Below are 22,306 nucleotides of genomic sequence, written 5' to 3' on the forward strand. Positions count from 1 at the left end.
CAGCAATAAAAAAGAGAAGCCTGAAATCGAGAAGAAAATTCCCCAAAAAGGGCCTTGGTCAGATTTTTCATACAATTTTTCTGGAACACATTTTCTCTACAATGTCGATTTTCGTAATATTGTCATAAATTCTCGTATTAATTTTTCAAATTCAATATTTGGGCAGGTAATATAATTCTATAATTCAATATTCGAAGGAGAAGTTTTCTTCAATGGGTCAGAATTTGAAAAAACATCTTCATTTATCAATGTAGTTTTTAAACAATCTTCATTATTTCATGAAGCAGAATTTAAAGGTGGGGTTAGCTTTAAAAAATCAACATTCAATGACTCTGCAATTTTCCACGATACAGTTTTCGGGAGCACGACAAGCTTCACATCAACACATTTTAAAGAAAAAGCAGATTTCAAAGATGCAAATTTTACAGGACACACAATTTTCTCTAGGGCCATTTTCAAAAAGGAAGCAATCTTTACCGACGCATCTTTCAATAAAATTATTTCCCCTAGAGCAAATCCATCTGATGCAACCGCAGATTTCAATGGCGCAATTTTTGAAAATATCGCAGATTTCAGAGGTGCTTACTTTGAAGGATTTGCCAATTTTAGTGAAGCCAATTTCGAAAGTAATGCAGATTTCATCAGTATTACATTTAATGAATTTGATGGATTTATAGATTTTACCGATGCAACATTCATAAGTTCTGCAAAATTTATAAATTCAACATTCTTTGGCAGTGTGGGTTTCTATGGAACAAAGTTCATCAACAAAGAACCACGTTTTGCATTCCCTAATTCATCAATATTTATGACACGTTTCTCATGTGGTGTCACCCCAGAAAGTTATATATTCAGCGTGTCCTCCCATAGTCCCTATAAAATTCAACTCGGACAATCTGAAATCAACGGCAAAAAGTTCATAGTTCCCGAAGGAACCATACTTTTTGACCCTAAGTCTTGGGATGAAGAAAAGCAGGAATACACTCGCGTGAGTAAGCCTGCAAAGCCGCTTGAAAATTCAGATATCGAGGAAGAAAAGCCCGCTGAATAAGGTTCATCACTAAAAGGCCCCGCCGACCCGCGTCGGCGGGGCTTTCTCGCGCTCTCCGCGAGTGCGCATCCCAACTACCCACCGGCGAGCGCATCCGCCCGTCACATCGCCGCCCGCAAAGCCGCCCAAGAATCACCCCAATCACCCGCCGCGCCCAACCACCCGTTACCCCACCGATACACTAGAACCATGTACCGAATCATGACTGTCTGCACCGGCAACATCTGCCGCTCCCCCGTCGGCGAATACCTCATCCGCCAGCACGCCCAAGAAGCCGGCGTGCCCGTCACCGTCACCTCCAGCGGCATCAGCAACGAAGAAGAAGGCAACCGCATCGACCCGCGCGCCGCCGCGCAGCTCACCTCCCGCGGTATTGACTCGTCCGCGCACCGCGCCAGCGTCTTCACCGTCGAGGACTTCGACCGCAACGACCTCATCCTCGCCATGGACGCACCCCACTACCTGCGCCTCAAAGCCCTCGCCCGCAACGACGAAGACAAAGCCAAGATCCGCATGATGCGCAGCTTCGACCCGAAGGTCACCACCACCCACCTGGACCAGCTCGGCATCTACGACCCCTGGTACGGTAGCGAACGCGACTTCGTGTACACCACCGGCCTCATTGACGCCGCCGCACGCGGCCTCATCAACCACCTCAAGCAGGAAGGTGACGCGCAGTGAGTCAGCGTATCCCCCTGAACCAGAACCGCCGCGTCACCGGCACCGCCGAAATCCTGGAGCTCTGCAAAGACATGCTGCGCCTGGAGCACGGCATCGGCAACGACTTCGACATGGACACCGCCGAATTCACCGAATTCCGTGAGCAGTTCCTCGCCGACTTCGCGCAGATCCCGCTGATTATCGGCATTGACGGCCGCAGCGGCACCGGCAAAACCAGCCTCGCCGCGCAGCTTGAGCGTGAGCTCACCGCCGCAGGGCACAGCGTGCACGTGCTGCACCTGGACGACTTCTACCCCGGCTGGGACGGCCTCTTCGACGGCGTGGAGGCGTGGGACGCGCTGTCCGTGCAGCTCACCGAAGGTATTGCCGGAACCTACACCCCCTGGGATTGGGAGGCGGGCGCCCCCGGTGAGGAGCGCACCGTCGACCCGGCGGCTACGCAGGTCATTATCTGTGAGGGTGTTGGCGCGATTGCGGGCGCCTGCGAGGTGCGTATTCTCGCCACCGCCCCGGACGAGGTGCGTTACGAGCGCGCCATGGCTCGTGACGGTGACACGTTCCGCCCGCACTGGGAACGCTGGGCGGCGCAGGAGGAGGCGCTGCTCGCCGAAATCCCGGAAGACTACGAGACCGTGGACTTCATCTACGACAGCGCGGCGGCAGACGCGCGGTAACCATCGGGAAGGGGCGGTGTTAATCTCTCCAATGGGGAGAGGTAACACCACCCCTTTGCAGTACCCGGTATGAGTAGGGGGCGCAGCCACGTTTTCCGGAAGCGCCCTCAGGGTGTCAGCCCGGACGCTCTCCGCAGCGAAGCGAGGAGGGGCGGAGCGTCCGGGTGACGGGTGCCCCTGCGTAGGCGCGGAGGAAATATGTGGCGAGTCCTCCCCCACAAAAGAATGTCTACCGTTTAACTTACGAAGCCACACCCAATTCTGATAGGGTGAAAAGGTTGTGCTTCTGGCCTGCGCAAGCTCATCCCCGGATCCGGCACCGCCGCATCCAACCTTAGAGCCGCAGGCTCCGTTGCACGTGCGTCACGCAGAAAGAAAAACTAAGGCTAATGTCTTCGAAGTCGATTAAGACCTCCTTCGGGCTATCGCCCCTTTTCATTGTTGTTCTGGCGTTGCTGACCGCTATTGCGCCGCTCGCTACGGACATGTACCTTGCCGCACTGCCCGCTGTCGCGGAGGACCTGAACACGACCAGCACGAACGCGTCCCTGACGTTGAGCGCGTTCATGGTCGGTATGGCGCTCGGCCAGCTGGTTGTTGGTCCGCTGTCGGATAAGACGGGCCGCCGCAAGCCGCTGCTGATTGGTGCGGTCATCTGTTTCATTGCGACGGTGGCGTGTGGCTTCTCGCCGAATATTGAGCTACTGATTTTTGCGCGTTTCATGATGGGCTTCACCGGTTCGATTGGTGCGGTGCTGGCTCGTTCCATCGTGACCGATACGACTGAAGGCCTGGCGACCGCTAAGCTCATGGGCGTCATGATGATGATTAACGGCTTCGCGCCGGTGCTCGCGCCGCTGTTTGGTGGTTGGGTGCTGGCGTGGGGTAACTGGCGCGATATTTTCCATGTGCTCGGCGTGGTGACCGCGATCATGATGCTCGGCGTAATCTTCGTGATTAAGGAGACCCTGCCGGTGGAGGAACGCTACCAGGGTACCGCCCTGAGCGTGTACTCGGAGCTGCCGAAGGTCTTCAAGATTCGCCGCTACCTGGGTTTCATGCTGACGATGTGCTTCGCGTTTGGTGCGCTGTTCTCGTACATTTCCGGTTCGACGTTTGTGTTGCAGAAGATTCTGGGCTTGTCCGAGACTGAGTTCACGATCGTGTTCGGTGTGAACTCGATTGGCATTGTGCTGTTCAGTGCGATTGCAACGAAGCTGGTGGGTCGTGTGGCGCAGCGCCGCATTGTGAATGTCGGCGTGGTTAGCCTGCTGGTGGTGTCTTCGCTGCTGGTGGTTAGCTTCCTTATCGGTATCTCGCTGGTGCCGACGCTGATTCTGCTGTTCCTGCTGACCAGCTCGTGCGGCCTGATTTTTGGTAATGCTTCGGCGTTGGCGTTGAACGAGGCGCGCCACATGGCGGGTAGTGCTTCGGCGGTGATGGGTACGGTTCAGGCGATGCTGGGTGCGTTGGCGGCGCCGCTGGTGTCGTTTGCCGGTGAGCATGAGTACCTGCCGATGGGCTTCTCCATTTTTGGTTTCGCGGTCCTGACGGCGCTGGTGCTGTGGACTACGCCGCGTAAGGATTCGGACTACTCGGCGGACGGTAAGAGCCATGAGGCCCCGGCGGCGGGTCACTAGCCGTTCATAAGTACATATCTGTGCGTATGCCCAGGAGGGGCGGTGTTATCCGTAAGCGACATCAGGGTGTCCGAAGCGAAGCGAGGACGGGTGCCCCTGTAGGAGCGTGGATAGCACCGCCCTTCTGCATGTCTCGTCCATCTGCCCCTGTAGGAACGAGGGCGAGTACCGTTATCCCGCGCTGGTTCTGGATGCGAACGTACAATAAGACTATGTCTAGTACCGTAATTCTTCTGAACGAGCAGAACCCGCAGGGCATCTTCGTTGACCCGTCCGTGCCCCTCATCAGCGTTGATGATCAGGGCTTCACCCGCGGCGACGGCGTCTTCGAGACCATGCTGTCCGTCAACCGCCGTGTGCGTAAGCTCGGCATGCACCTGTCCCGCCTCGAGTCGTCGGCGCGCATGCTGGATTTGCCCGACCCGGAACCCGAGATTCTGCGTTCGGCGGTGGAGCGCCTCATGCGTGAGGCGACCGCCGGTGCCGAGACTGCGCTGGGTGAAGAGCACATCGTGAAGATCATTATTTCGCGCGGCCCCACCCAGGCGGTGACCTCCATGCAGCCGGGCCCGTACACGCTGATTATGGCGTCGCCGGTGCCCGCCTCCATCGTGAAGCGCCGCACCGAGGGTGTGAAGGCGATGCTGCTACCGCGCGGCCATGAGCCGATGGATAATAGCGCCTACCCGTGGCTGCTGGCGGGCGCGAAGACCCTCTCCTACGCGGTGAACATGGCGGTCCTGCGGTACGTGCAGGAGCGCGGCGCGGACGACGCTATCTTCATTACCGATGAGCGTCGCGTGCTGGAGGGCGCCACCTCTTCGGTGCTGGTTGCCAAGATTGAGGACGGCAAGAAGGTGCTGTACACGCCCGAGCCGAGCCACGGCATCCTTCCCGGCACCACGCAGGGCGCGGTGTTCGAGGCGGCACGCCAGGCCGGTTGGGAGCTGGGCTTCGGTCCGCTCTACCCGCAGGATTTGTTCGAGTCGGACGGCGTGTGGTTGGCGTCGTCGGTGCGTCTGATTGCACCGGTGACTCACCTGAACGGCACGGCGCTGGCGCATGACCCGGAGCTGACCGCCACGCTGTTGAACTACCTGGCGCAGCAGAGCTAACCGCGTACACAAAGGGACGGTATTATCCGTAGCGACATCAGGGTGTCCGAAGCGAAGCGAGGACGGGTGCCCCTGTAGGAGCGAGGATAATGCCGTCCCTTTGTGCTGTCTGCAGGTGCTAAGCAGGAGGCGTCTGTACCTTCCTGAAGCGACATCAGGGTGCCCGAGCTCTGCGAGGGCGGGTCCCTGTAGGAGCGAAGGAAGAGTGCGAGCGCCTCCGTATCCCAGCGTGGGAAGACGGTATCGCCCGTAGCGACATCAGGGTGTCCGAAGCGAAGCGAGGACGGGTTCCCTGTAGGAACGAGGGCGAGTACCGCTTCCCAGCAAAACTAGAAACGGAACGAACTAGCCCCAGAGGAACTGAATCGTACCCGCCGCGATAGATGCACCGTACGCAACAGCGATAATGACGGCGGCGGCAATACTCACGTGCACGTCACGCGGCGAGTAGCTAGGCACACGAGCCCAGGTGCGTTCGCCTGCGCCGAAGCCGCGCGCCTCCATGGTGATGGCGAGGCGGGAACCGCGGCGGATAGCCTGCACGAGCAGGGCGAAGCTTTGCCCGCCGAAGGTTTGTGCACGTCCGGCGAGGGATTGGCCTGCGCCGAGTCCGCGGGCGCGTCGTGCCTGGCCGAGGGCGTTCCATTCGGCGAAGAGAATACCGACGAGGCGGAGTGCGGCGACGGTGGCGAGCACGAACCGGGAGGGCAGTTTGAAGGTTTGTGCGAGGGAGTCGCCCAGGTCGGTCGGGTCGGTGGTGAGTACGAATGCGAGGGTGGGTAGGACCATGGCGAGGGAGCGGATCATCATGGCTGCGCCGACGGCGGCGGAGTCGGTGGTGATGCTGTTGAAGCCGAGATCGAGGATCGTGGTGCCGCTTTTGGCGCTGAGCATGGCGACGGACCAGCCGGTGGTGATGACGGCGATGAGGATGGGCCAGAAGCGGGCGAGGACGTTGACGGGTCGGAATCCGACGAGGATGAATCCGAGCAGTTCGAGGGCGAAGAGGATTCCGGAGGTGAGGGGGTCGCGCACGATGAGTGCGGCGATGATGAGGGCGAAGGAGACGATGAGTTTTACGCCGGCGTTGAGGTTGCTGAAGTAGCTGGTTCGGTCGATGGTGCCGAAGAAGTCGGTGTTCATGCGTTCTCCTTTCCGGGGGTTGCGATGGCTTCGGAGGGTTCTAGGGCTTCGAGCGTGATGGATTTGCCGCCGAGTGCGGCGGTGTAGTCTTCGTCGTGGGTGATGGAGATGACTGCGGTGCCGCCTGCGAGGAGTTCGCGGATGAGGTCGACGAGTTCTGCCCAGGTTCGTGCATCCTGCCCGAAGGTGGGTTCGTCGAGAATGAGAATTCGCGGTGCGGTAGCGAGAGCGGAGGCGACGGAGAGCCTGCGTTTTTCGCCGCCGGAGAGGGTGAAGGGGTTGGCGTCGAGTAGGTGATTGAGGCGTAGGTGGGCCGCGAGTTCGTTGGTGCGGGCTGCGAGGTCGTCTTCGTTGAGGGGTTCGCGGGTGAGTGCGGCGAGTCGGCGGGGGCCGAGTTCGAGTTCTTCGCGTACGGTGCCGCGGATGAATTGGTATTCGGGTTCTTGGAAGACGTAGCCGATGCGGCTGAGCATTTGGGCGGGGGTCCAGGTGGGCACGTCCCAGTGTGCGGGCTCGCCACCGTGGTTACCCTCGTGATTGCGCAGCGCGTCGGTGGCGGTGAGGGTGCCGTTGGGCGCGGTGAGGAGCCCTGCGAGGGTGAGGGCGAGGGTTGATTTGCCGGCACCGTTGGGGCCGAGCACGCTGAGGTGTTCGCCGGCGCGCAGGGTGAGGTTGATGCCGCCGCGCAGTACGGGCAGGTCGACGGGTGCGGGTGCGGGGGTGTCGCCGAGGCGTTTGATGGTGCGTCGGCGTGCGCGTCGTTGTTTGGGGGTGGGTTGTGCGCGGGTGATGCTGAGGTTTTCGGCGCGGAGTAGCGCCTCGCCGTGCTCGCTTTCGCCGCCCACAACATCGCCGGTCTGCGGTGCACGCGGCACGTAGTTGGGTACCCACACGCCCGCGTCGATGAGTTCTTGGCGTGCTTCGGTGAGCACGGTGTCGGGTGCGCCGTCGTGGGTGATGGTGCCGCCTTCGCCGAGCACGATAATGCGGTCCATATGCGGTGCCCAGATGCTCACGCGGTGCTCCACGACGAGCAGGGTCGCGCCGGTCGCCTCCGCGGCGGCAAGAATACTGTCGCGCACCTCCTGCACACCGGAGGGGTCGAGGTTGGCGGTGGGTTCGTCGAGGATCATGGCGCCGGGGTGCATCGAGAGGATACCCGCCAGGCCGAGGCGCTGCTTCTGACCGCCGGACAGCGCGCTGCTGGGGTGGTCGAGGGCAAGGTCGTTGAGCCCTACGGCGGTGAGGGCTTCGGTGACGCGGCCCCAGATTTCTTCGCGGGGTACGCGCAGGTTTTCGGGGCCGAACGCGACGTCGTTGCCGACGGTTGCCATGACGATGGAGGATTCGGGGTCCTGCTGCATCATGCCTGCGGTGCCGCGTGCTTCGGCGGGTTCTTTGCCGTTGATGGTGATGGTGCCGCCGGCGGATTCGCCGTCGTCATCGTGGAGCACACCGGCGATGGCGTGCAGGAGCGTCGATTTGCCGGCGCCGGAGGTGCCCAGTAGCAGGACTTTTTCACCGGGGTTGATGGTGAGGTTGAGTCCGCTGATGACGGGTTCTGGGCGTCCGGGGTGGTGCCAGCTGAAGTTGTTGAGCTCGATGCGCGCCCCGCGCGGTGTTGCTTCCATGATGGTTCCTTAGCCTTGTGGCTGCTGAGTGTGCCGAGTGGTGACTTGTGGTGAGTGACTAGTTGCTGGTGGTTAGCGGCGGGTCTTGCCGGATGCCAGCGAGGAGAGCACACCGGTCTTGGCGAGGTTCTGCACGAGAATCCATGCGAGGAAGCCTGCGATCACTGCGCCGGAGATGACGGAGCATGCCACGTAGATGAATGCCTTGGTCGGTTCCATGTCGGGGTAGTAGATGAAGATTTCGTTACCGCCCATGAACAGGCCGCAGAGTGCGCCGGCGAAGACCGCTACGAATGCGTCCCAGCGGCGGTAGCGGAAGATTGCGAAGGCGATTTCTGCGCCGATGCCCTGGAAGAGGCCTGCGAGCAGGATTTCGCCGCTCCACGCGCCACCGGTGAAGAGTACGGAGATGAAGGCTGCGACGATTTCGCAGAAGAGTGCCGCACCGGGCTTGCGGATGAGCAGGCCGCCGAGGGTGCCGCCGAGCAGCCATGCGCCGCCGATGATGGGGCGGAATTCGGGTGCTGCTACGAGTGCGGTTTTGGTGGCGGGGGAAACTGCGATGTCCCAGATCCAGAAGATGACTGCGCAGGCTACGGCGATGACTGCGGCGATAACAATTTCGTTGACTCGCCAGCGCAGGTTCGGCTTCTTCGCTTCTGCCTGGGTAGATGCCTGGGAGGCGGGGGTTACGTTCTGCGACATTGGTGGTCCTTCCTTCGTTGGAAGGGGAATGTCCTCGCCCTCTGAATGGACGAGGGCATTGAGAAGAAATTCGACTCCCTACGCCGGTACTAACCGGATCAGGTTCGAGGGTCTGCTTAGCACTCTCAGCGCCTCGGTGGCGCTCCCCTGTCGTTGTGGGCTTCCTTGTCCGTACCGTTTTGGCGCGGGCGGAAGCCCAGGTTCGATTGTAGGCGTGTCTGGCTGTTCGCGCCAATTTGCCGCTTTTTGTTTTCTTCTTCTGCCCGCATTACAGAATTGCACGGTGTACAATTTTGGGACGGAGCGGCTCCAAGGCGGCACGAACGCCTTAAACCCTATACGCTAGGGAGTGGCGCTCTTTTCTCACCCAACCCCGAAGGGGTTCACGGGCAGGACGCCGCATCGTATACAGCTAAGGAGATACACATGAACCCCGTCGCTAAGCTTGCTATTGCGGGTATCAACATGGGCGCTGCTGCCCTGGTCGGTAAGGGTCTGGGCGCAGCCTGGACCAAGGCTACCGGCAACCAGCCTCCCGCCATTTCCCACGACTCTGAAGACACCCTGCGTCAGGTCATCCTCTGGACCGTTCTGACCTCCGTCGCAGGTGCTGTGGTGAGCTTCGGTATTGCTCGCCTGCAGCGTCGTTTCTTCAACTAAGGCTTTGCGCCTTCCGCGCGAAAGTTCATGAACTAGGCGGTACGTATCTCCACTCGGTACGTACCGCCTGGTGTTCCTTCTTCAGCACGCCCGCTCTACTTCAGCAGGTTTCATGCCGCCGCTACGCTGAAGCGCCACCTCGGCATCCGAAAGCACAACTATGACTATTTCTTCTCCCCGCCGTAAGACGAAGGCTCCGCGTAGGGTCGTTGACCACGCGAACAGCCGCCGTTCGGTCGCATCCTGGGTCATGTGGGATGTTGGTTCGTCGAGCTTCGACTCGATTATGACGACCTTCATCTTCACCGTGTACCTGACCAGTAGCTACTTTGGCACGCCCGAAGAGACTTCTTCGGCGCTGTCGCTGGGTCTGACCATTGCCGGTTTCCTCATTGCGATTCTGGCGCCGGTGACCGGTCAGCGTAACGACAAGTCTGGCAGGGGCATCTTCTGGCTTGGCGTGAATACCATGCTGCTAGTCGGTTCGATGGCGGCGTGCTTCTTCGTGGGCCCCACCCCGCAGTACCTGTGGCTGGGTGTCACGCTGATTTCTGCGGCGAGCGTGTTCAGCGAGTTCGCGTACGTGAACTACAACGCCGTGTTGCCGCGCATCTCCCACCCGGAGAACATCGGTAAGATTTCGGGCGCCGGATGGGCTGCCGGCTACATTGGCGGCATCCTGGCGTTGGCTGTGGTGCTGTGGGGTTTTGTGCTTACCCCCGAAGTGCTCGGTCTGACCACCGATAACGCCCTGAATATCCGTGCGGTCGCGCTGTTCGCCGCCGCATGGTGCCTCATCTTCTGTGTGCCTCTGCTGGTGCGTATGCGTACCCGCGAGCGCTTCCTGCCGGAGGTGCTGCCCACCCGCGAGCTGCGTTTCCTGGAGCTCGGTATGGAGCGTCTCTCCCCGGCTCGTCAGGGCGGTCTGCTCGCCTCCTACAAGGCGCTGTGGCGCACCATTAAGCGGCTGAAGATGACGTCCCCGCAGACCCTGTGGTTCCTGATTGCTTCGGCGGTGTTCCGTGATGGTCTGTCCGGTATTTTTACGTTCGGCGGTATTCTCGCGGCAGGCACGTTCGGTTTCAGCACCTCCGATGTGATTCTGTTCGGTATTGCCGGTAGCGCCGTCGCGGCGGTTGGCGCGATTCTGGGTGGCTACCTGGATGACTACCTGGGCCCAAAGACAATTATTGTTATCTCGCTGGTCGGTATTATCTTGGCGGCTACCCCGCTGATGTTCTTCCCCGAACCGGGCGTGTTCTGGGTATGCGCCCTGCTGCTGTGCCTGTTCGTGGGCCCGGCACAGTCGGCATCCCGCACCTTCCTGGCTCGCCTGGCAGATCCCGGCACCGAGGGTGAGCTGTTCGGTCTGTACTCGACCACCGGTCGTGCCACCAGCTTCCTGGCACCGATGCTGTTCGGCCTGTGCGTAAGCATCATGGGCGCACAGATTTGGGGTGTGCTCGGTATCCTGATCGTTGTGGTGGCGGGTCTGCTCCTGCTGCTGCCGGTGAAGGCGCCCGGTCCGCTACGTGTGCGTGCGGCTCGCCGCGAACAGAAGCGTGAACAGAAGCGCCGCGACAAGGCTGCCCAGTAAGGCTACTCAGTAAGGCTACGCGGGGCTAAGCGCTCCGCACCCCGCAAACGCAACCTCGCAAACGCAAAGGGAGGGGCGGGTAGAAGAATTATTCTTCTACCCGCCCCTCCCTTGTGCTTAAGCAGTGCTTATTCGGCGGTGCTTATCAAGCGGAGCTCACCAACTGGGGAGCCGCGCCAGAGCGCCGTCCCAAGGAACCGCGGTGGCTAGTCCTCCACCACGTCATCCTCACCGTCAGAGACAGCATCCTCAGAGGAGTCCAGCGCAATCTGCTGCTCCTCCTCATCAAGAACCTCATCGCTCGTCAGCTGAGCCCAGGTCGCGTCATCAATCAGCGGATCATCAATCACACGAACCCACAGCATCGAACCAGCCGCCAGAGCGCTCAGGTTCTCGTCATACGCCTCCGCCGGCAGACCCTCAAAGATCTCAGCCAGACGCGCAAACAGGTCATCATACGAAATGTCGCCCTCAGCCTGCAGCCAGCACTCAGCCGCGAACTCAGACAGCTCATTCAGCTCAGTGTCACACAGCAGCAAGAACGGGCCGTCCTCACCCACACGCACACCCGAAGTACCCGGCATACGAGACACCGCAATCGTACCGTTCAAGAACACACCCGGCAGGTGATCCTCAACCGTGTACTTCTCCAGGCTCTCAACCTCATCAGCATTCGGCAGCTCACCACCGTTCAGCAGATCCTGAACCAGCGGCAGAGTATCCTCAACCTCCGAGTACACCAGGCGCCACACGCCACCGCAACGCTCCACCAGCTTAGCCAGCGACACAACACCCTCAGGGTGACGCGCCAGGCCCGAGCTCTGCTCGCTCAAGAACACCAGAGCCTCATGCAGCGGAACACGCTCGAAATACGGCTCAGACGCCGACTCATCACGAGAAATGAACACAATACGCGACAGCTTATAGCTGAGGTCATCACGATCAACCACGTTCAGGCCCAGATCAACCGGGTTCTGCTGATCCTTCGGCGCATTCGGGTCAACAATCACAGACAGCGGCTTCGGATACGGCGACACAACACCCTCATCCGAAATAATCGCAGTCTCATCAGTCAGGTACGCAAACTTCGAACCCAAGAAACGCGACGCAGTCGTCTTACCGCTACCAGAAACACCCACCAGCGCAACAGCGCGCTTCGACTCAGGGTCACCAATAACAGCCGAATGCAACATCACACCGCGACCAACCAGCTGCTCAATCATCGCCAACGTAATACGGCTCGTCAGATCCTGCATACCCGAATCATCATCAGCCACACGCAGCGTCGACACCTTATCAAACGGACCCATCAGCGGATTCGCCAAATCCATCACCGACTCATCAGTCGGCGCATGCACCAGCATCACCTGATCAAAACGAGACAACGAAGCATACGCCTCATCAGGAGTATCAAAAAACTCCGGAGCAAGAGGCTCCCACGCCTTCTTAAAACGCTCCACAAAAGAGTCCGACATATCAATCAGATACACAGAAACTTCCGCGCCAGCAACACGCAGAACAACAGGCTTCAGATTCATCAAAAAATCCTTAGAGAGTGAGAGATAAAAACCCGCACGCGAGTGGACGCACGAGCACAAACAGGCGAAAAACCGCCCAACGCGGGCGCACAAACACGCAGACTGCACGCCCGCACCCCAAAGCGGGAAAGACTAAGACTCCACAGAACTATCCGCAGGAATCATCGTCTGATGAAAATTCAAATAACTACGCGAAGCAGTCGGGCCACGCTGACCCTGGTAACGGTTACCATACGCACCAGAACCATACGGATGCTCAGTCGGGCTACTCAAACGGAAGAAACACAACTGACCAACCTTAGAACCCGGCCACAACATAATCGGCAAAGTCGCCATATTCGACAACTCAAGCGTCACATGCCCAGAAAAACCAGGATCAATAAAACCAGCCGTAGAGTGAGTCAACAAACCCAGACGACCCAACGACGACTTACCCTCCAGGCGGGCAGCCACATCATCAGGCAGAGTCACCTTCTCATACGTAGAACCCAACACAAACTCACCCGGATGCAAAATAAACGGCTCATCAGGAGCCACCTCAACCAGGCGCGTCAAATCCTCCTGCGGCTGAGCAGGATCAATATGCGGGTACTTATGGTTATCAAACAGACGGAAGAAACGATCAATCCTCACGTCCACACTTGCAGGCTGAATCATCGACTCATCGAACGGTTCAAGAACGATGCGCCCATCAGCAATCTCTTGACGAATATCGCGATCTGAAATAAGCACGCTTAAAGGATACCTGGCAAACACCACCCACGTGCAGGCATCCACCAGCCCCAGCACACAGGCCTACATCACATTTCAACCCCGGCCACGCCGCCAACAAGCGCCGCAACATATTTCACCCCCGGCAAGCAAGCGCGATACACTGAAAAAGATGCGGCTGTAGCTCAATGGTAGAGCGCACGCTTCCCAAGCCTGATACGCGGGTTCGATTCCCGTCAGCCGCTCCAAAAGCCCCGGACTTCACGGTTTGGGGCTTTATTTTTTTGGGTTGCTTTGGGTATGGCTGGTCGAGGCGGCATGTTCCTTGCTCCTACAGGGAACCCGTCCTCGCTCCGCGTCGGACACCCTGATGTCGCGACGGAACATACCGGCCTCTCCCCTACTAACTCCCTCCCCTTCCCTGTGTGCGAGGTAGGGCGCGGCTATGCCTTGAGGAACGAACCGCGGGCCCTCGGCTTGGGAAGAGTGTGCGCGGAGGCGGGGAGGGGGATGCTCGGGTGAGGTACCGCAGACACGTCGCCGGGAAACGGGATAGGTATTTGGGTGCGGTGGTGGCGCAGTTTATGAGGTCAGGGTACCTACCAGCGGACTCGGTGCGAAAGGGCTTGCCGCAACTGTGCGAGCGCGGTACTGCTATACCTTCCTGCAGCGACATCAGGGTGCCCGGGCTCTGCGAGGGCGGGTCCCCTGCAGGAGCGAAGGAAGTGTATAGCGCGCCGGTCTTCCCATTCATGAGCGAGGAACACACCCCGCGAGCCACCCCAAAACACTTGAAGAATGTTCAACTCACCACACAGTTGTGCTAACCTAACCACAGAAATTCGATGAGAGAATTTCTCAAAAACATCTACTCGACGACGAATCGTAGACCCGCATGACCCGCGAAACGCACCCCTACACCACCCCCGAACGCCCCCTCGACCTGAGCCTCTACCTCGTCACAGGCGACAACCCCCTCGAAACCGTCCGGGCAGCCAAACACGCCACCTGCATCCAAGTCAGGTCCAAACCCATCAGTGCGCGCGAACTCTACCAGCTCACCGAGGCAATCGCCGGCATCATCCAGCCGCACCAGACCCTACTCGTCGACGACCGTGTAGACGTCGCCCTCGCGCTGCGTGCCCGCGGCGTGCGCGTTGACGGCGTGCACATCGGTCAAGACGACCTGCCCGTAGCCGACGCCCGCGCCCTCCTCGGTGCCGACGCCATCATCGGCCTCACCACCGGCACCCGGCAACTCGTCGAAGAATCCAACAAGATTGCGCACCTCATCGACTACATTGGCACCGGCCCGTTCCGCCCCAGCCCCACCAAGCAGTCCAACCGCCCACCCCTCGGCATTGACGGGCTCCGCGAACTTGCCGAACTGTCCGCCGTGCCGACCGTGGCTATTGGCGACATCACCCCCGAAGACTGTCCCGCCATCCGCACCACCGGGGTCGCCGGAATCGCCATGGTCCGCGCCTTCGTCGATAACCCCGCACTGAAGGCATAACCATGACCATCACCATTATTGGCGGCGGAATCATTGGTCTCACCACCGCGTTTGAGCTCACCGAACGCGGCGAAAACGTGCACCTCATCGACGCCGAAACCGGCGACTACGGTACCGCCGAGGACGGCACGGCGCTCTACCCTGCCGCCAGCCACTACGCCGGCGGCATGCTCGCGCCCATCGCAGAGGTGCAATTCCAGCAGGACGAGCTCTTCCCCCTCATGACCGCCAGCGCTGACGCCTACCCCTCCCTCATGGAGCGGCTCAGCCGCGCCACCGACCTGCCCACCGGCTACGACACCACCGGCACGCTCATCGTCGCCGCCGACCGTGCCGACGCCGAACACCTGCAGCGCACCCGCGCCTACTACCGGGATTTGAACCGTCCCGCGGACCCCGTCACCCCCACGCAGGCGCGCGCCCTCGAACCGCTCCTGGCGCCGCGCATTGCCGGTGCCGTGAGCATCCCCAGCGACCATCAGCTGCACCCGCGGCTCATGAGGCGCGCTCTCAAAGATGCACTCACCCGCCGCGGCGTCACCTTCAGCACCGAACGGGTTACCAACCCGGATGCAGGCGATATTATCTGCACCGGACTAGGGGCAACGCTGCACGGGGACTACCCGCTGCGGCCCGTCTACGGAGACATTCTGCGTCTGCGCGCCCCGCGACCCATCCTCAAGCACGTGGTGCGAGGCTACGTGAACTCCCGCCCCGTCTACCTCATCCCCCGCCCCGACGGGGAGCTGTGCATCGGCGCGACCAGCCGCGAAGACCACCGCACGCTACCTGCCATTGACGGCGTACACCAGCTGCTGCGTGACGCCATCCGGCTGGTGCCCGCGGTTGAAGAGTGCGAGCTGCTGGAGGCGAACGTCGGCGCCCGCCCCGGCACCCCGGACGACCTGCCCATCTTTGGGCACCGCACTCGCACCGACGGCACCCGCCAGCTCGTGTCCACGGGCTATTTCCGCCACGGTATTCTGCTTGCCGCGCTCGCCGGTAAGGTCGGCGCGGAGGTCGCCTGCGGGGCTGAGATTCCGCCCATCATGCAGGCGTGCGACCCGGCACGATTCACCCACTAAACACCCCAGCCGGGTGCACCCGGCGCACTCACGAAAGGATTCCGCATGATCATCACCTACAACGGCGAGCCGCTAACCACCAACGCCCGCACCGTATTTGACCTTGTCATGGACCAGTTCGGCACCGAAAATGGTGTGGCTGTGGCGCTCAACCGCAGCATCGTGCCGCGTTCCACGTGGCTGGATGTGCCGCTGAGCGAGGGCGACAGGGTGGATGCCCTCACCGCCGTGCAGGGTGGCTAATCCTCCAGTCTGTACCGGTTAGATTCCCGCTGGCGAATATCCACCGACGAAAAAGAACAGCCATTCTCGGTTTTCTTTCTAAACCGGGCGCACCGCCGCGCCCACACACCTAAACCCCGTTATCTAGACGTTCCCACAGAGGAGAACTCATGAGCCTCACACCACTCACCATCGGCGACCGCACTTTCAACTCCCGCCTTATCATGGGCTCCGGAGGCGCAACCAGTATGGACCTGCTCGAGCAGGCGCTGATTGCGTCCGGCACCGAAATGACGACCGTTGCCATGCGCCGTCACGCCGCAGGCACCCCCATTTTTCCGCTTCTGCAGAAGCTCAATATTGCGCCGCTGCCCAATACCGCAGGGTGCCGCACCGCAGCGGACGCGGTGATGACCGCGATGCTCGCCCGCGAGGCGCTGGGCACCTCCTGGGTGAAAGTCGAGATTATCCACGACGAAGACACCCTACTGCCGGACACCGTGGAGCTACTGACCGCCTGCGAGCAACTGGTCGCTGAGGATTTCACGGTGCTCGCGTACACCTCTGACGACCCGGTGGCTGCAGCCCGTCTGGAGGATGCGGGCGTTGCCGCGGTCATGCCGTTGGGCGCGCCGATTGGTACCGGTCTGGGCATTTTGAATCCGCACAATATTGAGCTGATTGCGTCCCGCGCGCAGGTTCCGGTGGTTCTGGATGCCGGTGTGGGTACCGCCTCGGATGCCGTCCTGGCGATGGAGCTGGGTTGTGATGCGGTGTTGTTGGCGTCGGCGGTGAATCGTGCGGAGGATCCGGTGGCGATGGCTCAGGCGATGAAGTTTGCGGTGCAGGCGGGCGCGTTAGCGCGTGAGGCGGGCCGTATTCCGGTGCGTGAGCACGCGAAGGCATCGTCGCCGTCGGAGGGTTTCGTCTCGTGGATGTAAACCTCTCCCCTACCCCGGTGAATCCGGAGCATGCGCGTCTGGATCGCGAGCGCACGGACCGCCAGCGTCGCCTCCCCGGTTTTGATCAGGATGCGGTGGCGGCGGCTCGCGTGCTGGTGATTGGTGCTGGCGGTTTGGGCTGTCCGGTGGTGCAGGCGTTGGCGGCGGCTGGCGTAGGGTATCTGCATATTGTGGATTCTGATTCGGTGGAGCTGTCGAATATTCAGCGTCAGCCGCTGTTTGGGGTGCCTGATGTGGGTGAGCCGAAGGCGGAGGTTGCGGCGCGCCGTGCGTTGGAGCTGTGCCCGTCGTTGACGGTTGAGACGACAATCCGGCATGTGGATGCGTCCTGGATTTTGGATCTTTTTGCCGCGTCGGCGCCGGATTGTGTGGTGGATTGTACAGATACGTTTGCGTCGAAGTATCTGATTGCGGATGCCGCGCAGGTTGCGGGTCTGCCGCTGGTGTGGGGCACTGTGCTGCGTTTTGGCGGGTCGGTGAGTCTTTTTGAGCCGGATGGCGCGCATTTGCGTGATATTTTTCCGACGACTCCGCAGACGGTGGAGTCCTGCGCGCTTGCCGGTGTCTTGGGGGCAACAACAGCGGTGGTTGGTTCGCTGATGGCGACGGAGGTGCTCAAGCATGTGAGTGGTCTGCCGACGGCAGCGGGTAGCTTGCTGACCTATGATGCCCTGTCAGGTACGTGTACGTCGTTTGGGGCGGTGCCGGATCCGGCGCGTGTGGTGCCGGTGGATTTGTCGGCGCATGAGGTTCCGCAGGTGCTGTTGGATGTGCGTGAGGTGCCCGAGCGTGAGGAGTCGGTGAAGCATGAGGGCTCGTTGCATTTCCCTCTGTCGCAGCTGGCTGACGCTGAGGGCTCGCTGCTGCCGGCTGACCGCGTGCCTGCGGAGCTGCTGAGCCTGTTTGAGTCGGTGCGCGACCAGCGGGTCGGTGTTTTCTGTGCCTCGGGTGCGCGTGCGCAGCGCTTTGTGCAGGCGTATGAGCAGCTGGCGGGCGAGTACGGGGTGCGCCTCTCGGCAATTTAGGGACGCCGGTTGCTGACGACCAGGCGTAGCTATCCCTTCCGGAAGCGACATCAGGGTGTCCCTGCAGGAGCGGAGGAAGGGCATAGCGCGCCAAGCCCTAAGGAAAGCGGTATCGCCCGTAGTGACATCAGGGTGTCCGAAGCGAAGCGAGGACGGGTGCCCCTGTAGGAACGAGGGCGTATACCGCTTTCCGCTTAACAGGTAGGCGCATAACTCGTAGAGACGGTTTCCCCATGTGCAGGGCGTAAAATCGTGTATAACACGGCGGCACGTCGCGCGGTTTGTTCTGCCTAAAAACTGCCCTGCCGCTTCCTGTTTTCGCACACTCACTCTAGGAGTTTTATGCTCACCGTCCCTACTGTGCCGCTTGTTTTGTGCACGGCTCTCATCGCTCTAACCCTACTCGTTAGCGGTATTGCGAAGGCGAAGGATCCGCAGAGTACCGTGACTGGTATTCAGAATCTTGGTTTGGAGAAGATCGCGCCGACCCGCCCGGTGTCGCTTGTCCTGCCGTGGTTCGAGATCGCCCTAGCCGCCGTCCTGCTGCTGTCGCCGGTGCGTTTGCCTGTTGTGATTGCGTCGGGTTTGGCTCTGGTCCTGATGATTTTCTACACGGTGGTTATTGCCCGTGCCCTGGCGACGGGACGCACCGCGGGCTGCAATTGCTTCGGTTCTGAGTCGACTGCGCCGGTGAGCCGCTACACGCTGATTCGTAATGTTGCGCTGTTGTTGGCCGCGGCTGGCGCGCATGCGAGCGCGTTGAGGGGCGGCACGGGTGTCGTGTCGACTCTGCTGGGTTTGGGCGCTAGTGGCTGGGCTTGGGTTGTTGGTGCGGCGCTGATTGCGCTGACCCTGGATGCGGTTCGCCGCGGTGACGCTCTGGCACAGCCGGAGCCGCAGGCTGAAGTGATTTTGCCGGAGCCGGTGTATGACGAGAACGGCGAGGAGCAGTATGTTCGTATGCCGATTCCTCATGCGGCGCTGTACCTGGAGAATGGCCGTCACACGAATATGCGTGCGTTGGCTAAGAATCAGGCGCGTATGCTGGTGTTTGTGTCGGCGACGTGTGCTGGTTGTGTGAAGTTTTTGAAGACGATGTCTTCGTGGCAGGAGCGTCTGCCGCAGGTGGCGTTGCATCCGGTGTATTCGAGCCTGGAGTCGTTGCAGACCTCGCGTAATGCGGGTACGTTGCCGGAGGGTTTGACTCCGCTGATTGACCGTGATGCTGGTGCGCGCGCAAATTTTGGTAATGGTGTGCCGTTGGCTGTGGTTTTGGGTGCTGATGGTCTGATTGCTGGCGGTCCGGTGGCTGGTAAGGAGGAGGTTGAGGCGTTGCTGACCGATATTGAGGCGCAGTTTGCTGAGGCTGCTCGTCTGGCTGAGGAGGAGCGCCAGGAGCAGATGCGTAAGGCGATTGCTGAGGGCACGTCGAATACTGAGGGCGACCACCTCTAAACGCGCCCCTATCGTCCAGCCCCTGTAGCGCCTCTGCAGCGCCTCCCGTAGCCCCGTTCGGCTCTTACTGCCCTTACCGGCAGAAGCCGGGTGGGGCTATGCTAGTACGTAGCGCACACACCGCTTATACGCCGCGGTCACCTTGCCTGGTGGCTGGCGCATCCTCAACCCTGTCTAAGGAGTTTTTATGGCAATGATGAGTTTCAACGCTCCGGGCGAGCGTGAGAAGTCCCTGTGGCTGATCCGCAAGGAGAGCAATCCGAATCATTCGCAGTGGTACATTGACCGTTTTAAGGCGATGGAGGCTGAGGGTAATGATATGGCGGGTGAGTCTCGTCTGGTGAATGCGTTGGCTTCTCGTGGCGCGAAGATTCTTGATGCGGGTTCGGGTCCTGGTCGTGTGGGTAAGCAGCTGCACGCTCTGGGTCACCGTGTGACGGGTGTTGATATTGATCCTGAGCTGATTGAGGAGGCGCGCCGCGTCTGCCCGGATGCTACGTGGATTACGGCTGACCTGGTGGATTTGCCGGAGGTTCTGGGCATTGAGGGTGACGCCACTGAGGAGAACGGCTTTGAGCTGCTGGTATGTGCGGGTAACGTGATGGGCTTCCTCGCTCGTTCGACCCGTAAGCCGGTGGTTGAGAACTTCCGCCGCGTGCTGGTGCCGGGCGGCCGCGCTGTCGTGGGTTACGGTTCGGGTCCGGGCCGTGATTATGCGTTTGAGCAGTTCTTGGCGGATGCTCGCGAGGTCGGTCTGAACGTTGATAACGTCTACTCCTCGTGGCAGATGCACCCGTTTGTTGAGGGTTCTTCGGAGTTCCTGGTGGCGGTACTGTCCCGCCCCTCAAACTAGGCTCACATCTAGAGCTAGGCTCGTTTCTATAACGAACGCACCAAGCGTATTTAGCTAGGCATTGAGAAGGCCCGGCGCCTACCCCGTGTGGGGTGGGTGCCGGGCCTTTTCGCGTCCGCTGTGGGGCACATCCGCCTAGTGGATCATGTAGATGTTGCGGGCGACTTCTTCGGGCAGGAAGGATGCGGCGAAGAGGATTGCCACGATGATGACGGCGAGCGCGGTCATGAGGCTGGAGCGCCAGCCGGGGTGCAGCTCGTTGAAGGTGATGAGTCCCTTGTGTTCTTTGTCCATGTTGACCACGTTGATCTGCTTGTAGATGGTGGTTTGAGCGGAGAGCTTGGAGGAGACTTCTCGCATGGTTTTGCCGTCCCAGACGCGGCCGTCGATGCGCATGAGCTGTTTGCCGTCTTTGTCGACGGCCCACATGGCGGGGAAGCTGCGGTAGCGTAGGCGGCCGGCGACGGTTTTGAGTTTCTGGCCGTAGGCTTTTTTGGGGTAGAGCTTTTCGGCGAAGATGGTGTGGTCGATGTTTTCGAGGGGTACGGCGAACCAGCCGAAGGTGCGTGCGCGGAGCACATGGGTTTTGGTAATGACGATGATGGTGGGTTTGAGGACTGAGTAGAGGTTTACGCCTGCGATGGTGCCGATGAGCAGCACGAGGATGGTGTACGGCAGGGCGGGTCGCTTGTAGAAGATGAAGGCGAGCGCGGCGAGGAGCACGATGGTGCCGGGGAGTGCCGCTTCGATGCGCCTGCCGTAGGAGCGCATGCGGGGGTGGAATAGTTCGTTGACTTCGCCGTATTTGGCGGGGACTTCGTGAGCGCGTTCTGCCATATACACAACTTTAGTGTGTGCGGTGCGTGAAACCTAGCGGACTACCTGCGTTACTCTGGTTCTATGCGTAATTTTTCTCCCGTGGAGCGGGTTCTGGCAATGTGGATGGTCGGTGTTGTGGTGGCGGTTTCTGTGGCTGCTGCGGCGCTGGTTATGACGAATAAGCTGGTGTATGGCCCGACGGGTCAGGTGCGGGAGTATTTTCATGCGTTGCGTACGGGTAATGGTTCGTATGCGCGTGGTTTGTTGGGTGCGCAGATTCCTGAGGGTGACGCATCTTTGCTGGATGGGGATGCTTTGAGGCGTTCGGTGTCTTCGTTGGGTGAGGTGTCGTATGAGGTGGTGGAGACCAGCGAGGATGGTGAGCATGCGACGGTGCGTGCGTCCTATACGTTGGAGGGTTCGCAGCAGCATACGGATTTTCGTTTGCACCGTTCGGGTACGCATTGGGGCTTTTTTGATAAGTGGGCTATTGATGAGGCGTCTTTGCCGTCGGTGAAGGTGAATATTCAGGGTGTGGAGGCTGCGACGATTAATAACCGTAAGGTTGCGGTGGATAAGGGTGTGGCGTCGTTCCCTGTGTTTTATCCGGGTGTGTATGCGGTGTCGTATGATTCGACGGTGTATACGGCGCAGAAGGTGAATGAGGTGGTGACGGCGCAGGACGCGAATCATTCGGTGCGTATGGAGTTGAAGCCGAGTGATAATGCGTTGTCGTCGGTGAAGGAGCAGGTGCAGGATTATTTGAAGAAGTGTACGCAGCAGAGCACTCTTTATCCTGGTGGGTGCCCTTTTGAGTATGCTTTTACGGGTCGTGTGGATTCTGAGGTGAAGTGGTCTGTTGAGAAGGTCGCGGATCCGCAGGTGAGTGTGAGTTCGGCGGGTGTGTGGTCGTTGAAGCCGATGTCGGGTACGGCGAAGGTGTCGTTTACGCAGTTGGATTTGTATACGGGTGCGCGTTCGCAGGTACAGAAGGAGATTCCGTTTACGTTGAAGGCGTCGGTCGAGGCGGATGCGAAGGCGGTCCGAGTCTCCTTCTAAGGACGAACGACGAGAGCCAGTATGCTCTGAACGCGACATCAGGGTGCCCGAGCGAAGCGAGGGCGGGTTCCCTGTAGGAGCGAAGAGCATACTGGCTCGTGGCTTATACGGGTTGAGAAAGGGTCGGTGTTATCCGTAGCGACATCAGGGTGTCCGAAGCGAAG

The 22,306-nt window shown here is 60.1% G+C and carries 21 protein-coding genes, 1 tRNA gene, 1 pseudogene and 1 riboswitch; of the genes and pseudogenes, 17 read left to right on the forward strand and 6 right to left on the reverse strand.

What is annotated here, in order from left to right; all coding sequences use genetic code 11:
• Nucleotides 1-187 precede the first annotated feature (187 nt).
• The 6 genes and pseudogenes from QZ540_RS04995 to QZ540_RS05020 all read left to right on the forward strand — a co-directional run.
• Nucleotides 188-592: pseudogene (locus QZ540_RS04995) on the forward strand (pentapeptide repeat-containing protein); the annotation flags it as partial.
• Between the two features lie 147 nt (nucleotides 593-739).
• Nucleotides 740-1,051 carry a hypothetical protein gene (locus QZ540_RS05000; protein ID WP_294628186.1) on the forward strand — a complete coding sequence of 104 codons (312 nt, stop codon included), beginning with the start codon at nucleotides 740-742 and terminating at the stop codon, nucleotides 1,049-1,051.
• A gap of 201 nt (nucleotides 1,052-1,252) precedes the next feature.
• Complete coding sequence (locus tag QZ540_RS05005) at nucleotides 1,253-1,732, forward strand: low molecular weight protein-tyrosine-phosphatase (protein ID WP_294628188.1); 480 nt, start codon at nucleotides 1,253-1,255, stop codon at nucleotides 1,730-1,732.
• Nucleotides 1,729-2,406: a hypothetical protein gene (locus tag QZ540_RS05010; protein ID WP_294628190.1), complete on the forward strand. Its 678-nt coding sequence runs from the start codon at nucleotides 1,729-1,731 to the stop codon at nucleotides 2,404-2,406. The genes QZ540_RS05005 and QZ540_RS05010 overlap by 4 nt, the downstream gene beginning before the upstream one ends.
• A gap of 389 nt (nucleotides 2,407-2,795) precedes the next feature.
• A complete protein-coding gene (locus tag QZ540_RS05015; protein ID WP_294628192.1) occupies nucleotides 2,796-4,046 on the forward strand; it encodes a multidrug effflux MFS transporter in 1,251 nt (416 codons plus the stop codon).
• Between the two features lie 212 nt (nucleotides 4,047-4,258).
• Nucleotides 4,259-5,161 carry an aminotransferase class IV gene (locus tag QZ540_RS05020; RefSeq protein ID WP_005509006.1) on the forward strand — a complete coding sequence of 301 codons (903 nt, stop codon included), beginning with the start codon at nucleotides 4,259-4,261 and terminating at the stop codon, nucleotides 5,159-5,161.
• A gap of 345 nt (nucleotides 5,162-5,506) precedes the next feature.
• On the opposite strand, the gene QZ540_RS05025 is transcribed toward QZ540_RS05020, so the two are convergent.
• The 3 genes from QZ540_RS05025 to QZ540_RS05035 all read right to left on the reverse strand — a co-directional run bounded on the left by QZ540_RS05025 (nucleotide 5,507) and on the right by QZ540_RS05035 (nucleotide 8,640).
• The gene (locus tag QZ540_RS05025) at nucleotides 5,507-6,304 is read right to left on the reverse strand and encodes an energy-coupling factor transporter transmembrane protein EcfT (protein ID WP_294628194.1); all 798 of its coding nucleotides are present in this window, start codon (nucleotides 6,302-6,304) and stop codon (nucleotides 5,507-5,509) included.
• Nucleotides 6,301-7,935 carry an ABC transporter ATP-binding protein gene (locus QZ540_RS05030; protein ID WP_294628196.1) on the reverse strand — a complete coding sequence of 545 codons (1,635 nt, stop codon included), beginning with the start codon at nucleotides 7,933-7,935 and terminating at the stop codon, nucleotides 6,301-6,303. The genes QZ540_RS05025 and QZ540_RS05030 overlap by 4 nt, the downstream gene beginning before the upstream one ends.
• A 72-nt stretch (nucleotides 7,936-8,007) precedes the next feature.
• Nucleotides 8,008-8,640: an ECF transporter S component gene (locus QZ540_RS05035; RefSeq protein WP_294628198.1), complete on the reverse strand. Its 633-nt coding sequence runs from the start codon at nucleotides 8,638-8,640 to the stop codon at nucleotides 8,008-8,010.
• 58 nt (nucleotides 8,641-8,698) lie between these two features.
• Nucleotides 8,699-8,799: riboswitch (TPP riboswitch) on the reverse strand.
• 267 nt (nucleotides 8,800-9,066) lie between these two features.
• Here QZ540_RS05035 and QZ540_RS05040 point away from each other — a divergent pair.
• Together QZ540_RS05040 and QZ540_RS05045 are read left to right on the forward strand one after the other, a co-directional pair.
• Complete coding sequence (locus QZ540_RS05040) at nucleotides 9,067-9,300, forward strand: DUF4235 domain-containing protein (protein WP_070644271.1); 234 nt, start codon at nucleotides 9,067-9,069, stop codon at nucleotides 9,298-9,300.
• A 160-nt stretch (nucleotides 9,301-9,460) separates the two neighbouring features.
• Entirely contained in the window at nucleotides 9,461-10,897 is a 1,437-nt protein-coding gene (locus QZ540_RS05045) for an MFS transporter (RefSeq protein WP_294628201.1), read from the forward strand.
• Between the two features lie 206 nt (nucleotides 10,898-11,103).
• On the opposite strand, the gene QZ540_RS05050 is transcribed toward QZ540_RS05045, so the two are convergent.
• Together QZ540_RS05050 and dcd are read right to left on the reverse strand one after the other, a co-directional pair.
• Nucleotides 11,104-12,435: a septin family protein gene (locus QZ540_RS05050; protein ID WP_294628203.1), complete on the reverse strand. Its 1,332-nt coding sequence runs from the start codon at nucleotides 12,433-12,435 to the stop codon at nucleotides 11,104-11,106.
• A gap of 132 nt (nucleotides 12,436-12,567) precedes the next feature.
• Nucleotides 12,568-13,167: a dCTP deaminase gene (dcd, locus tag QZ540_RS05055; protein ID WP_294628205.1), complete on the reverse strand. Its 600-nt coding sequence runs from the start codon at nucleotides 13,165-13,167 to the stop codon at nucleotides 12,568-12,570.
• Between the two features lie 153 nt (nucleotides 13,168-13,320).
• Here dcd and QZ540_RS05060 point away from each other — a divergent pair.
• The 8 genes from QZ540_RS05060 (at nucleotide 13,321) to QZ540_RS05095 (ending at nucleotide 20,264) form a co-directional block, all read left to right on the forward strand.
• Nucleotides 13,321-13,394: transfer RNA gene (locus tag QZ540_RS05060), tRNA-Gly, on the forward strand.
• 647 nt (nucleotides 13,395-14,041) lie between these two features.
• Complete coding sequence (locus QZ540_RS05065; protein WP_294628207.1) at nucleotides 14,042-14,662, forward strand: thiamine phosphate synthase; 621 nt, start codon at nucleotides 14,042-14,044, stop codon at nucleotides 14,660-14,662.
• Between the two features lie 2 nt (nucleotides 14,663-14,664).
• A complete protein-coding gene (gene thiO, locus QZ540_RS05070) occupies nucleotides 14,665-15,747 on the forward strand; it encodes a glycine oxidase ThiO (protein WP_294628209.1) in 1,083 nt (360 codons plus the stop codon).
• Nucleotides 15,748-15,792: 45 nt separating this feature from the next.
• A complete protein-coding gene (thiS, locus tag QZ540_RS05075) occupies nucleotides 15,793-15,990 on the forward strand; it encodes a sulfur carrier protein ThiS (RefSeq protein WP_294628211.1) in 198 nt (65 codons plus the stop codon).
• A gap of 149 nt (nucleotides 15,991-16,139) precedes the next feature.
• Nucleotides 16,140-16,910, forward strand: coding sequence for a thiazole synthase (locus QZ540_RS05080; RefSeq protein WP_294628213.1), 771 nt, complete (start codon nucleotides 16,140-16,142; stop codon nucleotides 16,908-16,910).
• A complete protein-coding gene (locus tag QZ540_RS05085; protein WP_294628215.1) occupies nucleotides 16,901-17,956 on the forward strand; it encodes a ThiF family adenylyltransferase in 1,056 nt (351 codons plus the stop codon). The genes QZ540_RS05080 and QZ540_RS05085 overlap by 10 nt, the downstream gene beginning before the upstream one ends.
• A gap of 342 nt (nucleotides 17,957-18,298) precedes the next feature.
• The gene (locus tag QZ540_RS05090) at nucleotides 18,299-19,411 is read left to right on the forward strand and encodes a MauE/DoxX family redox-associated membrane protein (RefSeq protein ID WP_294628217.1); all 1,113 of its coding nucleotides are present in this window, start codon (nucleotides 18,299-18,301) and stop codon (nucleotides 19,409-19,411) included.
• Nucleotides 19,412-19,598: 187 nt separating this feature from the next.
• On the forward strand, nucleotides 19,599-20,264 hold the full coding sequence (locus tag QZ540_RS05095) for a bifunctional 2-polyprenyl-6-hydroxyphenol methylase/3-demethylubiquinol 3-O-methyltransferase UbiG (RefSeq protein WP_294628219.1): 666 nt from the start codon (nucleotides 19,599-19,601) through the stop codon (nucleotides 20,262-20,264).
• A gap of 135 nt (nucleotides 20,265-20,399) precedes the next feature.
• On the opposite strand, the gene QZ540_RS05100 is transcribed toward QZ540_RS05095, so the two are convergent.
• A complete protein-coding gene (locus QZ540_RS05100) occupies nucleotides 20,400-21,101 on the reverse strand; it encodes a hypothetical protein (RefSeq protein WP_294628221.1) in 702 nt (233 codons plus the stop codon).
• Nucleotides 21,102-21,164: 63 nt separating this feature from the next.
• Between QZ540_RS05100 and QZ540_RS05105 the strand changes: the two genes are divergently transcribed.
• Nucleotides 21,165-22,142: a hypothetical protein gene (locus QZ540_RS05105; RefSeq protein ID WP_294628223.1), complete on the forward strand. Its 978-nt coding sequence runs from the start codon at nucleotides 21,165-21,167 to the stop codon at nucleotides 22,140-22,142.
• The last annotated feature ends 164 nt before the right edge of the window (nucleotides 22,143-22,306 follow it).

Source organism: uncultured Rothia sp., from assembly GCF_916049665.1.
Taxonomy (GTDB): Bacteria; Actinomycetota; Actinomycetes; order Actinomycetales; family Micrococcaceae; genus Rothia.